This is a genomic window from Pseudomonas sp. BF-RE-21 (genome assembly GCF_019947305.1).
Lineage (GTDB): Bacteria > Pseudomonadota > Gammaproteobacteria > Pseudomonadales > Pseudomonadaceae > Aquipseudomonas > Aquipseudomonas migulae.
In genome coordinates, this window is record NZ_JAGYGF010000003.1 from 281,443 (window position 1) to 295,634 (window position 14,192).

A 14,192-nucleotide genomic window follows, 5' to 3' on the forward strand; every position below is an offset into this window, starting at 1 on the left:
GAAAGTCCCGTTTCGTTACGCAACTTTTACGGCGGTCATATGAATCCTGTCTTTCGCTTGGCGGTAGTTGAAGACTTACCTGCATTGCTGGCACTTGAACAGCAATGTTTCACCACGGACCGGCTCACCAGCCGCAGCTTTCAATGGATGATCACCCGCGCTCACGGACGACTGCTGGTGGCCCAGCGTGGCGAGCAATTGCTGGGTTACGCGGTGGTGTTGTTTCACCGGGGCACATCGCTGGCGCGGCTCTACTCGATTGCCATCGCCGAACAGGCTCGCGGCAGTGGGCTCGGCAAGCAATTGCTGGAACGCATCGAGGCCTGCGCCCTGGAACACGACTGCGCGTACCTGCGGCTGGAAGTGCGCATCGACAACCCCGCCGCCATCGCCCTGTATGAGCGCAACGGTTACCGGCGCTTCGCGCTGATCCATGATTATTACCAGGACCATGCCGATGCGCTGCGCCTGGAAAAACGCATCCTTCAGCACCGTGACTCGCGCAACATCAACGTGCCTTGGTACGCCCAGACCACCGATTTCACCTGCGGCCCCGCGTGCCTGTTGATGGCCATGGGCGCACTGCAAGCCGGTCGCATGCTGGAGCGCCGCGAAGAACTGCAGATCTGGCGCGAAGCGACCACCGTGTTCATGACCTCTGGCCACGGCGGGTGCAGCCCTCAAGGCCTGGCATTGGCGGCGGCGCGACGCGGGTTTCGTGTGCGCCTGCAAGTGAGCATGGCCGGGCCGTTGTTTCTCGATGGCGTGCGCGATGAGCATAAAAAAGACGTCATGCGCCTGGTGCACGAGGAGTTCATGGCTCAATTGGGAACGACCGACGTCGAACAGGTGCTCGGTGGTCCGCTGGACCTGCCACGGTTACTGAACGACGGCGGACAGCCGCTGGTGCTGATCAGCAGTTACCGGCTGACCCGCTCCAAGTCGCCGCACTGGGTGATCGTCACCGATTGCGATGAGGAATTTGTGTACCTGCACGACCCGGATGTCGACCATAGCCAGCATCGTCAGCCCATGGATTGCCAGCATTTGCCGGTCAGCCATGGGGAGTTCGAGAAGATGTGCAGTTTCGGGCGCGGCAAGTTGCGGGCGGCGGTGATTCTTTATCGCCGCTCCCTGTAGCAGTTGACGGAACCTGTGGGAGCGAGCCTGCTCGCGATGGGGCCTTACCAATCAACATAGATGTTGGCCATAAGTCCGCTATCGCGAGCAGGCTCGCTCCCACAAGTTTTCGCCAGCGGCTACAGGAATTGTGTTTATTTCAGCCCGACCTTGTACAACACGCCATCATCCTCATCGGTGAGCACATACAAATACCCGTCCGGCCCCTGCCGCACGTCGCGGATGCGTTTGTTCAGCTCGCCCATCAAGCGCTCTTCGTGAACCACCCGGTCGCCGTCCAACTGCAGGCGTATCAACTCCTGACTGACCAGCGCACCGATGAACACGTTGTGCTGCCACGCCTTGAAGCGGTCAGCGTCGTAAAACGCCATGCCGCTCAGGCCGGGAGACTTTTCCCAGACGTGGCGCGGTGCAACAGTGCCTACGGCGGTCTTGCCCGTAGCTTCCGGGATCGGTTGACCGGAGTAGTTGATGCCATGGGTCGCCAGCGGCCAGCCGTAATTCTTGCCACGTTCGATGATGTTGATCTCGTCACCGCCGCGCGGGCCGTGTTCGTTTTCCCAGAGCACGCCGGTCCAGGGATTGAGCGCCGCGCCTTGTGGATTGCGCTGGCCATACGACCAGATTTCCGGACGTACACCCGCCTGGCCGACAAAGGGGTTGTCGTCGGGCACCGTGCCGTCCGGGTAGATCCGCACGACCTTGCCTTGCAGCTTGTCCAGATCCTGCGCGGTTGGCCGGTCATTGTTCTCGCCGAGGGTGATGAACAGGTAGCCGTCACGGTCGAACACCAGTCGCGAACCAAAGTGATTGCCGACCGAGAGTTTGGGCTCCTGACGGAAGATCACTTTGAAATTCCTGATCGTCGTCAGGTCTTGCGACAGTTGCCCGCGACCGACCGCCGTACCGGCCTTGTTCCCCTCACCGCCTCCCTCTGCGTAAGACAGATAGACCGTGCGGTCCTGTTTGAAATCGGGCGACAGCACCACATCGAGCAGACCACCCTGCCCTTTGGCCCAGACCTTCGGCACGCCACTGAGCGGTGCCGAAAGTTTGCCGTCGACGCTGACCACGCGCAGGTTGCCGGGCCGTTCGGTCACCAGCATCCCTTGCCTATCCGGCAGAAACGCCAAGGCCCACGGATGATCCAGCCCCTTGGCGATGGCCGTGACCTCAAGGGTGCCCTGTTCACTTTTCAGCGCTTGCACGGACGCCGCGAAAACCGGTGCGGCGGCGCTGATCAGGGCGCTGGCAAACACGGTGGCCAGGAGGGTTTTACGCAACATGCACGATTCCTTTTGTCGTCTGAATGGCTGGCAAGACGTGCGTCCTGCTGCTCAACGGTTGCTGGTGCCTGCGTCTCGATGGGGCGGATTGGGGATGAATTTCGGTGGGCTGACAGGCGCCGATCGATCCTGGGGATAGCGGTTGCCAATGCCGCCGTTGTCCAGCGTCGGTGGCCGCGGAACGGGAACCGTGTTCGGCCCGCGGATGGCCGGCGCACTGGGTTGTGTGCCTTGCATGCTATTGGGGTTGGCCCGGCGAATCGGGCTGTTGTAAGGATTGCTGGCGGCGCCCGTCGGGCTCTGGGCCAACAGCATCGGGAATGCGGGTAACCGGGTGTCGGCCTGGGCCAGTTGGTTCAGCACGCCCGTCAATGCCATCGTGATGATGCCAAACGCTAATCGGTTCATGACCAGCCCCTCCAGGTGATACAGCCTTCGATAGCACGCTACGCCGAGGGTTCGGATTTGTTAACCAAAACCATGTAACACGAAGTTGATCCCCTGCCAGGACTGGCTGGTACGCCGCTGAAAACTTTGCGCCGGGCCATGGGCAGCCGCGACGCGTCAATCAGATCCAGACAAAAATCGCCAGCAACCCGGCAAAAATCGCCCACTTTTCCAGGTAATAGAGTGTGCGGTTGCGCTTCTTCAACGCTTTGCCGCGCAGGCGAATCTTGTAGATCCTGGTGAACAGTCGATTGATGCCACCCGTCTTGTCGCCCGCTTCGTTCGGTGCGCCCGCCGCTGACATCACGTTGCGGCTGAACCAGCCATTGAACGCCGCTGCCCAGCGATACTTCATGGGGCGCTCGATGTCGCAGAACAGAATGATGCGGTTCTGCTGCGTAGTGTTTTCGGCGTAATGAATGAAGGTTTCGTCGAACATCACCGCTTCACCGTCACGCCAGTGATAGTTCTCGCCATCGACGTTGATGTAGCAACCGGTGTCGTTCGGCGTCTCCAGGCCCAGGTGATAACGGTAGGAACCGGCATACGGGTCGCGGTGACGCACCAGTTTCGAACCGGGCGGCAGTTCGGCGAACATCGCCGCCTTGATCGAACCGATGCTCTGCACCAGTTCGGTGGTACGCGGGCAAAGCTTCATTGCCGAAGGATGACTGTCGCCGTACCACTTCAAGTAGAAGCGCTTCCAGCCGGTTTTGAAGAACGAGTTGAAGCCGACGTCGTCGTACTGGTTCGAGCGCTTGATCTCACCCGCCTTGAGCAGGTTCTGACCTTCGGCGCGGATTTCTTCCCAATGGGTCTGCAACGGGCTCAGGTCAGGGAAGTCGGCCGGATCGAGATACGGTTTGTTGGGAATTTTCGAGAACAGGTACAGGAAGCAATTGATCGGCGCGAGAAACGTCGAGTGATCGCTCAGTTGGCGGCCCAGCTTGTGGCGCACCCGACCGCGCAGGTGGACGTACGCAATCGATAGAACATAAATAGCGGCAATGATGAGTTTCACGGAAATCGTCACACGTCAGAAGTGAACAAACTGCGTCCCCTGACAGGCCCGACGGCCCAAGGGTCTTGTGCAGCGTCTGAATACGAAACAGCGTCCCTGAGGCGCGTCCTTGAGCATGCCGGCGGTCGGCATCCGGTTGAAAGATGGCATTTTAGCCACGAGTTGTAACAAATAGTTAGCGTTCAACTGTGAAAATCTGTCCACTTATACCGCCAAAGCACCGGTGCGGCCTCAACGCCCTATCGTTTAAAGAGCCAGACCAGTACAATCGCCGCCAAACATTACGCGCCCCCCTTGGTTGATGACGGGAATGAACCCCGTCTCAGCGCACTTCGACTCGGGCCAAGCGCTCCAACTGCTGCTGTCCACTTATTGCCAGATGGACCTTCCGCTTCTGATCGGGATGTATTTCCCGTGGTTTGAATACCGGAAACGGGTACTGAATCGGTACTGCCGCAACCCTAGCTACTCTGAATGCTTCGCAGGAAAAACCTTTGATCTCTACAGCTAACATCACGATGCAGTTCGGCGCCAAGCCGCTATTCGAAAACGTTTCGGTCAAATTCGGCGCGGGCAACCGCTACGGCTTGATCGGCGCCAACGGCTGCGGCAAGTCGACTTTCATGAAAATCCTCGGTGGCGACCTCGAGCCTTCCGGCGGTCAGGTCATGCTCGAGCCGAACGTGCGTCTGGGTAAATTGCGCCAGGACCAGTTCGCCTACGAAGAATTCACCGTGATCGACACCGTGATCATGGGTCACGAAGAACTGTGGAAGGTTAAAGCCGAGCGCGACCGCATCTACTCGCTGCCGGAAATGACCGAAGAAGACGGCATGGCCGTGGCCGAGCTGGAAACCGAGTTCGCCGAAATGGACGGCTACACCGCCGAATCCCGCGCCGGCGAACTGTTGCTGGGCCTGGGTATCGGCATCGAGCAGCACTTTGGCCCGATGAGCGAGGTTTCCCCAGGCTGGAAACTCCGTGTATTGCTGGCGCAGGCGCTGTTCTCCGATCCTGAAGTGCTGTTGCTCGACGAACCGACCAACCACCTGGACATCAACACCATCCGCTGGCTGGAAAACGTGCTGACCCAGCGCTCCAGCCTGATGATCATCATCTCTCACGACCGTCACTTCCTGAACAGCGTGTGCACCCACATGGCTGACCTGGATTACGGCGAGCTGCGCCTGTTCCCGGGCAACTACGACGAGTACATGACCGTGGCGACCCAGTCCCGCGAGCAACTGCTGTCGGACAACGCCAAGAAGAAAGCACAGATTTCCGAGCTGCAATCGTTCGTCAGCCGCTTCTCGGCCAACGCCTCGAAAGCCAAGCAGGCCACTTCCCGCGCCAAGGCGATCGACAAGATCCAGCTGGCCGAGGTCAAGCCTTCGAGCCGTGTGAGCCCGTTCATCCGCTTCGAACAAACCAAGAAGCTGCACCGTCAAGCGGTCATCGTCGAGGGCATGGCCAAAGGCTTCGACGGCAAGACACTGTTCAAGGACTTCAGCTTCCAGGTTGAAGCTGGCGAGCGCGTTGCGATCATCGGCCCGAACGGTATCGGTAAAACCACCCTGCTGCGCACCCTGGTCAACGAATTGACCCCGGATGCCGGTACCGTGAAGTGGACCGACGCCGCGGAACTGGGCTACTACGCCCAGGACCACGCGCACGACTTCGAAGACGACTGCAACCTGTTCGACTGGATGGGCCAGTGGACCCAGGGCGGCGAGCAACTGGTTCGCGGCACCCTCGGCCGCATGCTGTTCTCCAACGACGAGATTCTGAAGTCGGTCAAGGTCATCTCCGGTGGTGAGCAAGGTCGCATGCTGTTCGGCAAGCTGATCCTGCAAAAACCGAACGTGCTGATCATGGACGAACCGACCAACCACTTGGACATGGAATCCATCGAGGCGCTGAACCTGGCGCTGGAGAACTATCCGGGCACGCTGATCTTCGTCAGCCACGACCGTGAGTTCGTATCGTCGCTGGCCACCCGCATCATCGAGTTGAGCCCTAGCGGCGTGATCGACTTCAGCGGTACCTACGATGACTACCTGCGTAGTCAGGGCGTTGTGTTCTAAGCGTTCGCTATAAATGAAGAGCCCTGTCCATGTGACGGGGCTTTTTGCATTTCAGGGGCAGTGATTCGCTGGTGCTCAGGACCTCTTCGCGGGCAAGCCTCGCTCCTACAGGATTTGCGTCGTGCCAAAATGTTGTGGCGACATCGATCCTGTAGGAGCGAGGCTTGCCCGCGAAGAGGCCCTCGGGCTCAACGAATATAGTTAGCCTGCTTTCTTTTATCTCACACCCGCGCCATGATGCAGTTCTCCCACCGCCGCCCGCGAACGAGCCCTCATGTCTGCGCAGCAACTGCCACCGCAAAGCTCCATGGCGATCACCCTGCAGATCGTCTCCATCGTTTTCTATACCTTTATTGCCTTCCTCTGCATCGGCCTGCCGATTGCGGTGTTGCCAGGTTATGTCCACGAACAACTCGGGTTCAGCGCCGTCGTCGCAGGGCTGACCATCGGTTCGCAATACCTCGCCACCCTGCTCAGCCGCCCGATGGCCGGGCGCATGTCGGACAGCATCGGCACGAAACGATCGATTGTTTACGGGTTGGTGGGAATTGTCTTGAGCGGCGCGCTGACCTTGCTGTCGACGCTGCTGCAAAGCTTTCCGCTGACGAGCCTGTTGATCCTGATCGCCGGCCGTTTGTTGCTGGGCATCGCGCAGGGCTTGATTGGTGTCGGCACCATCAGTTGGTGCATGGGCCAGGTCGGCGCGGAACACACCGCGCGCTCGATCTCGTGGAATGGCATCGCGTCCTACGGCGCCATCGCGATCGGTGCGCCATTGGGCGTCGTGATGGTGGCCGCGTATGGTTTTGCCAGCCTGGGCATCGCGCTGTCATTGCTGGCCGCGTTGGCGCTGCTGCTGATCCGCAATAAACCTTCGGTGCCAGTGGTTCGCGGTGAGCGCCTGCCGTTCTGGGCGGTGTTCGGGCGCATTGCACCGTTCGGCGCGAGTTTGAGCCTGGCGTCAATCGGCTACGGCACGTTGACCACCTTTATTACCCTGTATTACGTCAACCGCGGCTGGACCGGCGCCGCGTACTGCCTGACGGTGTTTGGCGTCTGCTTCATTCTGGCGCGACTGCTGTTCATTTCCAGCATCAGTCGTTTTGGTGGATTCACCTCGGCGATTGTCTGCATGAGCATTGAAACAGTGGGCCTGGTGCTGCTGTGGCTCGCGCCGTCGACCGGTTTCGCCCTGATTGGCGCGGGTCTGGCCGGGTTTGGCCTGTCGCTGGTGTACCCGGCGCTGGGGGTAGAAGCCATTAAACAGGTGCCCAACTCCAGTCGCGGCGCGGGTTTGAGTGCTTACGCGGTGTTTTTCGATCTGGCGCTGGCGATTGCCGGACCGCTGATGGGCGCGGTGGCGTTGAACATGGGGTACTCGTGGATTTTCTTCAGTGCGGCAATGTTGTCGATCACCGGCCTGGCCCTGACCCTGCTACTGAAACGCCGCGCCACAGCCTGATCAACGCAAACCTTGCTGGCGATGGCGATTTCATGGGCGCCATCGCCGGCAAGCCGGCTCCTACAGTGGTGTGTGGGTCCTATTGATCGGCGGTTTGCATGCCGGCGCGGGTCGGTTTGCCCAGTGCGTGGGAGAAGAAGCGCCCCGCTTCGGAGATCATGTTGCGGTGGATGTCCTCGCGGTCGACGCCGTCGGCATCGGTGCACAGCGCCGGCATCGCCTTGATCTGTTCTTCGTTGCACGGGGCCATGAATACGAAGTGCCCTGCCCCCGCCAGTAGCTTGAAGTCCGGTGCGGTCGGCAGTTTGCGCGCCAGCGCGGCGGCGTTTTTGTCGAAGGCCACCAGTTTGTCGCCGTCACCACTATATAACAGCACCGGTACATGCACGTCGGCCAGCGTATGGCGACCGAATTTCAGGCTCAACGGCGCCATCAGCAGCAGCGCGTGCACCCGTGGATCCGCCACCGGTTGCAGGTCATCACGGTCGACAATCAGTTCACCCTGGGTGTTGCAGGCATCGTGGTCGTCCGGACGTTCCTGGCAATAGCGACGCAGACGATCCAGATCCGGCGTCGCCCCCGACAGAATCAGCGCCGTCTCCCCACCGGCCGAATAACCGATAACCCCCACCTGATCGGCATTGACGAACGGCGCGAGCATACGGTCGCCCAGGGTCGCAGTAATGGCTTCGGAAATCTGGATCGGCCGCCCATACAGGTTGCTCAAGGTGCCGAGGCGGCTGTGGTCTTTCGAGTTGTCGCCGGGATGAATCACCGCCACTACCACAAAACCCTTACGCGCCAGCGATGTGGCGAGGTCGTGCAGGGCCAGCGGGGTTCCGGTGTTGCCGTGGGACAGCATCAGCATCGGGAAGCGGCCAATGGCGACGCGGGTGTCTTCGCCCGCTTCGACCGTGTAGCCCTCGAGTTTACTGGAGTGTTCACGGTCGCTGGAGGGATAGAACGCGATGGCGCGCATCGGTTGCAGGTCCAGTGGGTCGAGAAAACTCATCTCATGGAAACCGACGCTCCAGTGAGGATGTGGCGCAGGCGCGGCGTGCACTGAATTCAGGCTGCTGAGCAGGCAAATCAGTAACGTTGCCCAAAGACGCACCATGGGATGCCCCACCTTTGTTACTTGACCGGGAAGCCCGTTCTCCATCGATTACCGAGGAAGCGGCCTTGTACCAGCAATTGCGGCCACCAAGGTCGTTACAGAACGGGGACGTTAAACCCTCGACTGCATAACCTGGGCCACAACATGAAAGATTACGCAATGATCAGAAACAAAAAACTCCGTATCTGACCTTGCGGGATCAGAATACAGAGTTTTTTGGGGTGTTGCCCGAGCTGATTTACAACTTTACGCAAGCCTTACGCGGCGGCGAACAGTTGCTCGCTGATCTGAGTACGAGCAGCGCTCATGGCTTTGGTGCGGACTTCATCACCGTACGCAAGGCCTTCGGCACGGACGAATTCAATGTCGGTGATGCCGAGGAAACCGAACAGCAACTTCAAATACTCTTCGTGCGCAACGCCACTCGCCTGACCTGCGTGCAAACCGCCGGCAGTCGACACGATCACGACTTTCTTGCCACCGCACAGGCCTTCAGGGCCGGCTTCGGTGTAGCGGAAAGTCTGGCCGGCAACGGCGATGCGGTCGATCCAGGCCTTGAGTTGGGTCGGGATGGTGAAGTTGTACATCGGTGCTGCGATGACGACGGCATCGGCGGCGAGGAATTCGGCCAGTGTCGAGGCGCTCAGTTCGGCTTCGTGCTGCTGGGCGGCGTTGCGCAGTTCAGCGGAGGTGCCGGCGGCGACCAGGGTCGTGGCGGAGAAGTGGCTGATGGCATCGCTGGCCAGGTCGCGGTAGGTCACGACGGCGGTCGGCTCGGCAGCTTGCCAGGCGCTGACGACTTCGCGGCTCAGCTGACGGGAAGCCGAGTTGTCACCAAGAATGCTCGAATCGATATGCAGCAGTTTCATATGGGATCTCCAGGTGAGGACCGCCACGAGGCGATCTGATGGAGACAATCCTACAGACGAAACCAATAGCTGATTAGACTGCAACAATGCGATAGTTCGTCTCACTGATAGAACAATCGAGTTAACACCATGCAAGACCTCAATGACCTCTACTACTTCGCCAAAGTGGTCGAAGCCGGCGGTTTCGCGGCAGCCGGGCGTTTGCTGGGGATTCCCAAATCACGGTTGTCGCGCCGCATCGCCGAACTGGAAGAACGCCTGGGTGCGCGCCTGCTGCAACGCACCACCCGGCAGCTCAAGCTAACCGCTGTGGGCGAGCGCTATTTACGCCACTGTCAGGCCATGCTGCTGGAAGCCGAGATGGCCGATGAGGCCGTGGCCAGCATGTCCAGCGAACCTCGCGGACGCTTGCGGGTGTCCGCCCCCGTCGGGCTGGCTCACGAAATGTTGCCAACGGTGATCAGTAAATTCCTCGAGAAATACCCTCATGTCCAGCTGGAGGTCATGCTTGTAAATCGCCGGGTCGATCTGGTGACCGAGGGCGTCGACGTCGCGTTGCGGGTTCGCGAACCGGGCGATGAAGACCCTCTGCTGGTGACCCGGCGCCTGCGTCAGGCGCAGATGCTGATGGTGGCCAGTCCGGGTTTTCTTCATGGACGAGCAATCAATCATCCCGAAGACCTCAAGGGCTTGCCGGTGCTCGGCGCTCTGGAAGCGGACCGTATGGTGCACATCCGCATGCTCGACCAACAGGGTAAAAGTCATGAACTCGCCCTCGAAGCGCGACTGGGCATCGATGACTTTATCGTGCGCAGGGCCTGCACCCTCGCCGGACAGGGTTTTACCATGCTGCCGATGATGTATTGCGAGCAGGAACTGGAAAGCGGCGCGCTGGTGCAGTTACTGCCCGACTGGTCTTTGCCTGGCGGCTGGCTGCAAGCGGTCTACCCTCATCGGCGCGGGGTGATGCCGGCCGTTCGCGCCTGGCTCGACCATTTGATCGAATCATTCAATGCCTGTGGGGACCGACTGATATGAAGGCTGGGCGTATGAGCGAAGAGGATGTCGCGCAATTCTGTCTCGCGCTGCCGGGTGCGCGGGAAGATTACAAGTGGGGTGGCGTGCGGGTGTTTTCGATTGCCGGGAACAAGATGTTCGCCCTGCAGAACCTGCGGGGCGACTCTTTGGCGTTCAAGGTCGACAAGGACTTGTTTCTGGGGCATTGCGACCGTCCGGGCATTCATCCGGCGCCGTATCTGGCCCGGGCCCAGTGGATCATCATGCAAACGCCCTACCCGCTGGGCAGCGAAGAACTGCAAGGGCTGCTGCAACGCTCCCATCAACTGGTGGTGAGCAAACTGCCCAAACGCACGCAGGTCGGGCTGCTGCTTTAAAGCAGCGCCAGATTGGCGCCCAGGAACAGTTGATCGATCCAGAACACTTGATGCAGCAGCACGATCACCCAGAACAGCAACTGAAACGACACTTTGCGGGTCTTGTGCCGAAACACCTGCTGGGCCAGCAACGCGCCCGGCCAGCCGCCGGCGAGTTCCACCGCATGCAACACGTTTTCCGGCGTGCGCCAGCTATCGGTCCGGGCCTTGCGCTTGTCGCTCCAATAAAGGAAGAACGCCAGCACGCTGACGATGCCATAGGCCGCCAGGGGAATCAGCGAAACCCCTCGCAGCCAGAACGACATCGAGCCGAACAACGGCAGCGCACACACCATCGCGAACACCAGCAGTTTCAGCCGTGGGTTCTGGATTCCGCCCCCGGACTGGCGCCCGGGATTGTTGCGTGCGCGGGTGTCATTCATGGCTTGACCGCTGTCCAGTCAACCCAGCCAAACTGCCAGGTGGCGAGAATGACCAGGCCAAATGCAATACGGTACCAGGCGAACACCGCGTAGCTGTGGCTGGCGATGAACTTGAGCAAGCCCCGGACCGCAATCATTGCGAAAATGAACGCGGTGACGAAGCCGATGGCGAACACCGGGAAATCGGCCGGGACGAACAGGTCGCGGTATTTGTAGCCCGAGTACACCGCCGCAGCGACCATGGTCGGCATTGCCAGGAAGAAGGAGAACTCGGTAGCGGTCTTGCGCGACAGGCCAAACAGCAACCCGCCAATGATGGTCGAGCCGGAACGCGATGTACCGGGAATCATTGCCAAGCACTGGGCGAAACCGACTTTAAGCGCATCTTGCCAGGTGATTTCATCGACCGTTTCAGCATGCACTTCATGCTGACGCTTTTCAGCCCACAACATGATGATCCCGCCCACCACCAACGCCGACGCGACCGTAATCGGGTTGAACAGGTAGTGGTGAATCAAGTCGGAAAAAATCACCCCCAACACCACGGCCGGCATGAAGGCAATCAACAGGTTGGCGGTAAAGCGTCGGGCGCCGGGCTGCGTTGGCAAACCGGTCACCACATCGAGAATCTTGCGACGAAACTCCCACACCACCGCCAGAATCGCACCCAGTTGAATAATGATGTTGAAGGCAATGGCCCGTTCACCACCGAAATTGAGCAAGTCGGCCACGATGATCTGGTGTCCGGTACTGGAAATGGGCAAAAACTCCGTCAGCCCTTCTATAACGCCAAGTATCAATGCCTGAAAGGCGGTCCAAAGATCCATCAATCCCCCAAGAAGCGATGCGCCACGGCATGCCCCGTTAATATTTTTCAAAACATTGACTGCGATCAGCGCAGCTGCAGCCAGACGCGCACAGAATCCAGACGAAACCGTAAAAATTCCGTGAAAAATCAACTTGGATTCAGGTTTTTCCGTGCGGGGCCGAAATCCTATCAGACAAGGCTGAATAACGCTGCCACGTTATTGGACTTGGGTCGGATATGCCCGATCGGCAAAATGTGGTTGGATGCTGGCGGTCGTTTATTACAAGAAAAAGAAACAGGAGTGACAGCGTTATGAACAGCTTGCGCAATATGTCGATCAGCCGGCGTTTGTGGTTGATTTTGATCGTGGCCGTCATGATGCTTTTGACGTTGGGCGTGTTGATGCTCAAGCAGATTCACGAGGACCTGTATCACGCCAAGGCGCAGAAAACCCAGCACGTCGTGCAGACGGCCAGCGGCATTCTGACCTATTACCACGGGCTCGAAACCGCCGGCACGCTGACCCGCGAAGCTGCGCAGAAACAGGCGCTGACCGCCGTTCGCGGCCTGCGCTATGACCAGAACGACTACTTCTGGATCAACGACCTGACGCCGGTGATGATCATGCACCCGGCCAACCCCAAACTCGATGGCCAGAACCTCTCGGCGATCCGCGACCCGGACGGGTTTGCGGTGTTCAATGAAATGGTTGCCCTCGCCAAGGCCAAGGGCGCCGGCCCGATCGACTATCGCTGGCCGAAACCGGGCGCCAGCGAGCCGGTCGCAAAAACCTCCTACGTCAAACTCTTCGAACCGTGGGGCTGGGTGATCGGCTCGGGCGTGTATATAGATGACATGCAAGCCGAGTTCATGGGCCAGGTCTGGAAAGCGACAGTGGTCGGGTTGGTGATCGCCGCCTTCATGGCGCTGCTGGTGATCCTGATTGCCCGCAGCATCGTCCGTCCGCTGCAGGACACCGTGAACGCCATGGCCAACATTGCCAGCGGCGAGAGCGATCTGACTCGCAGCCTCGACACCCACGGTCAGGACGAAGTCACGCAGTTGGCACACCACTTCAATGCGTTCACCGCCAAGCTAAGACTGGTGATCAGCGAATTGCAGGTGTCCGCCAGCGCCCTGGGCCAGTCGTCCAGCGAGCTGGGCAACGACGCCGTCCAGGCCCAGCAACGCAGCCAGCAGCAATCGCAACAGATGGAACTAGTGGCCACGGCCATCAATGAAGTGACCTATGGCGTGCAGGACGTGGCGAAGAACGCCGAGCACGCCGCCAGCGAGATGCGCGATGCCGAGTCTCAGGCGCAGCAGGGCCAGGTCAACATCGACAGCAGCCTGCAACAAATCGACAAGCTGTCTTCAACGATTGATCAGGCCGTGGAAGTCATCCGCACCCTCGCCGCCGAAAGCACTCAGATCGGCAGCGTGCTGGAAGTGATCCGCTCAATCGCCGAGCAAACCAACCTGCTGGCCCTTAACGCGGCCATCGAAGCCGCCCGTGCCGGTGAGCAAGGTCGCGGGTTTGCCGTCGTGGCCGATGAGGTGCGCCTGCTGGCCCAGCGCACGCAGAAGTCCACCGCCGAGATCCAGGCAATGATCGAACGCCTGCAAAGCCATTCCGAAGCGGCGGTCAAGGTCATCGGCGACAGCAGCCGCGCCTCGCAACTGACCATCGAACAGGCCGGCCTCGCCGGTGCAAGCCTGAATGCCATTGGCCAGGCACTGCGCAACCTCAACGGGTTGAACGCTTCCATTGCCAGCGCCACCCTGCAACAGGCCCATGTGGTCGAAGACATCAACCAGAACGTGACCCAGGCAGCCGGTTTGTCCCACAGCACGGCGCTGGCGGCGGAACAGTCGAGCGTGGCCAGCGTCCACCTCAAGGAACTGAGTGAGCAGTTGAACGGGTTGCTCAAACAATTCCGCGTGTAGGCGCCTGGCTTGTAGGCGATAGCGCCCATGAAATCGCCATCGCCGGCAAGCCGGACTCCTACAGGTTTGGGGTGAACCCACAATCCCCAACACCCACGCGATCCGTAGGAGCCGGCTTGCTGGCGATGGCGCCCATGAAATCGCCATCGCCGGCAAGCCGGACTCCTACAGGTTTGGGGTGAACCCACAATCCCC

General features: G+C 59.9%; 13 protein-coding genes. 6 read left to right on the forward strand and 7 right to left on the reverse strand.

The window, feature by feature from the left end; genetic code table 11:
* The first annotated feature begins 39 nt into the window (after positions 1 to 39).
* Positions 40 to 1,140 carry a ribosomal protein S18-alanine N-acetyltransferase gene (gene rimI, locus KGB25_RS04360; protein WP_223434351.1) on the forward strand — a complete coding sequence of 367 codons (1,101 nt, stop codon included), beginning with the start codon at positions 40 to 42 and terminating at the stop codon, positions 1,138 to 1,140.
* Positions 1,141 to 1,274: 134 nt separating this feature from the next.
* Here rimI and KGB25_RS04365 read toward each other — a convergent pair whose 3' ends face one another.
* The 3 genes from KGB25_RS04365 to lpxO all read right to left on the reverse strand — a co-directional run bounded on the left by KGB25_RS04365 (position 1,275) and on the right by lpxO (position 3,894).
* Positions 1,275 to 2,426 (reverse strand): PQQ-dependent sugar dehydrogenase, encoded by a 1,152-nt coding sequence (locus KGB25_RS04365; protein ID WP_223434352.1) that lies wholly within the window; start codon positions 2,424 to 2,426, stop codon positions 1,275 to 1,277.
* 51 nt (positions 2,427 to 2,477) lie between these two features.
* The gene (locus KGB25_RS04370; RefSeq protein ID WP_223434353.1) at positions 2,478 to 2,834 is read right to left on the reverse strand and encodes a hypothetical protein; all 357 of its coding nucleotides are present in this window, start codon (positions 2,832 to 2,834) and stop codon (positions 2,478 to 2,480) included.
* 160 nt (positions 2,835 to 2,994) lie between these two features.
* On the reverse strand, positions 2,995 to 3,894 hold the full coding sequence (gene lpxO / locus KGB25_RS04375) for a lipid A hydroxylase LpxO (protein WP_223434354.1): 900 nt from the start codon (positions 3,892 to 3,894) through the stop codon (positions 2,995 to 2,997).
* A 494-nt stretch (positions 3,895 to 4,388) separates the two neighbouring features.
* Here lpxO and KGB25_RS04380 point away from each other — a divergent pair, with 494 nt between their 5' ends.
* Positions 4,389 to 5,978, forward strand: coding sequence for an ABC-F family ATPase (locus KGB25_RS04380; RefSeq protein WP_008026595.1), 1,590 nt, complete (start codon positions 4,389 to 4,391; stop codon positions 5,976 to 5,978).
* A 274-nt stretch (positions 5,979 to 6,252) separates the two neighbouring features.
* Positions 6,253 to 7,440 (forward strand): MFS transporter, encoded by a 1,188-nt coding sequence (locus tag KGB25_RS04385; protein WP_223434355.1) that lies wholly within the window; start codon positions 6,253 to 6,255, stop codon positions 7,438 to 7,440.
* A gap of 79 nt (positions 7,441 to 7,519) precedes the next feature.
* Here KGB25_RS04385 and KGB25_RS04390 read toward each other — a convergent pair whose 3' ends face one another.
* Both KGB25_RS04390 and KGB25_RS04395 read right to left on the reverse strand, forming a co-directional pair.
* Positions 7,520 to 8,557 (reverse strand): alpha/beta hydrolase family protein, encoded by a 1,038-nt coding sequence (locus tag KGB25_RS04390; protein WP_008043773.1) that lies wholly within the window; start codon positions 8,555 to 8,557, stop codon positions 7,520 to 7,522.
* Between the two features lie 257 nt (positions 8,558 to 8,814).
* Positions 8,815 to 9,426: an FMN-dependent NADH-azoreductase gene (locus KGB25_RS04395; RefSeq protein ID WP_008043774.1), complete on the reverse strand. Its 612-nt coding sequence runs from the start codon at positions 9,424 to 9,426 to the stop codon at positions 8,815 to 8,817.
* 129 nt (positions 9,427 to 9,555) lie between these two features.
* On the opposite strand from KGB25_RS04395, the gene KGB25_RS04400 reads away from it, so the two are divergent.
* Positions 9,556 to 10,464 (forward strand): LysR substrate-binding domain-containing protein, encoded by a 909-nt coding sequence (locus tag KGB25_RS04400; protein WP_008029879.1) that lies wholly within the window; start codon positions 9,556 to 9,558, stop codon positions 10,462 to 10,464.
* Positions 10,461 to 10,820, forward strand: coding sequence for an MmcQ/YjbR family DNA-binding protein (locus tag KGB25_RS04405; protein ID WP_008043775.1), 360 nt, complete (start codon positions 10,461 to 10,463; stop codon positions 10,818 to 10,820). The genes KGB25_RS04400 and KGB25_RS04405 overlap by 4 nt, the downstream gene beginning before the upstream one ends.
* Here the strand turns inward: KGB25_RS04405 and KGB25_RS04410 are convergent.
* Together KGB25_RS04410 and KGB25_RS04415 are read right to left on the reverse strand one after the other, a co-directional pair.
* Positions 10,817 to 11,242, reverse strand: coding sequence for a DUF1294 domain-containing protein (locus KGB25_RS04410; protein ID WP_192227108.1), 426 nt, complete (start codon positions 11,240 to 11,242; stop codon positions 10,817 to 10,819). The genes KGB25_RS04405 and KGB25_RS04410 overlap by 4 nt on opposite strands.
* Positions 11,239 to 12,069 (reverse strand): undecaprenyl-diphosphate phosphatase, encoded by an 831-nt coding sequence (locus KGB25_RS04415; RefSeq protein WP_008043777.1) that lies wholly within the window; start codon positions 12,067 to 12,069, stop codon positions 11,239 to 11,241. Before KGB25_RS04415 ends, KGB25_RS04410 begins: the two co-directional genes overlap by 4 nt.
* Before the next feature lie 293 nt (positions 12,070 to 12,362).
* Between KGB25_RS04415 and KGB25_RS04420 the strand changes: the two genes are divergently transcribed.
* Positions 12,363 to 13,997 (forward strand): methyl-accepting chemotaxis protein, encoded by a 1,635-nt coding sequence (locus tag KGB25_RS04420; protein ID WP_008043778.1) that lies wholly within the window; start codon positions 12,363 to 12,365, stop codon positions 13,995 to 13,997.
* Positions 13,998 to 14,192 lie beyond the last annotated feature (195 nt).

What these genes read in the sequence shown, in the direction of transcription:
- rimI (WP_223434351.1), top strand. Translation starts at nt 40, where the DNA reads ATGAATCCTGTCTTTCGCTTGGCGGTAGTTGAAGACTTACCTGCATTG.
- KGB25_RS04365 (WP_223434352.1), bottom strand. Translation starts at nt 2,426, where the DNA reads ATGTTGCGTAAAACCCTCCTGGCCACCGTGTTTGCCAGCGCCCTGATC.
- KGB25_RS04370 (WP_223434353.1), bottom strand. Translation starts at nt 2,834, where the DNA reads ATGAACCGATTAGCGTTTGGCATCATCACGATGGCATTGACGGGCGTG.
- KGB25_RS04385 (WP_223434355.1), top strand. Translation starts at nt 6,253, where the DNA reads ATGTCTGCGCAGCAACTGCCACCGCAAAGCTCCATGGCGATCACCCTG.
- KGB25_RS04390 (WP_008043773.1), bottom strand. Translation starts at nt 8,557, where the DNA reads ATGGTGCGTCTTTGGGCAACGTTACTGATTTGCCTGCTCAGCAGCCTG.
- KGB25_RS04395 (WP_008043774.1), bottom strand. Translation starts at nt 9,426, where the DNA reads ATGAAACTGCTGCATATCGATTCGAGCATTCTTGGTGACAACTCGGCT.
- KGB25_RS04400 (WP_008029879.1), top strand. Translation starts at nt 9,556, where the DNA reads ATGCAAGACCTCAATGACCTCTACTACTTCGCCAAAGTGGTCGAAGCC.
- KGB25_RS04405 (WP_008043775.1), top strand. Translation starts at nt 10,461, where the DNA reads ATGAAGGCTGGGCGTATGAGCGAAGAGGATGTCGCGCAATTCTGTCTC.
- KGB25_RS04410 (WP_192227108.1), bottom strand. Translation starts at nt 11,242, where the DNA reads ATGAATGACACCCGCGCACGCAACAATCCCGGGCGCCAGTCCGGGGGC.
- KGB25_RS04415 (WP_008043777.1), bottom strand. Translation starts at nt 12,069, where the DNA reads ATGGATCTTTGGACCGCCTTTCAGGCATTGATACTTGGCGTTATAGAA.
- KGB25_RS04420 (WP_008043778.1), top strand. Translation starts at nt 12,363, where the DNA reads ATGAACAGCTTGCGCAATATGTCGATCAGCCGGCGTTTGTGGTTGATT.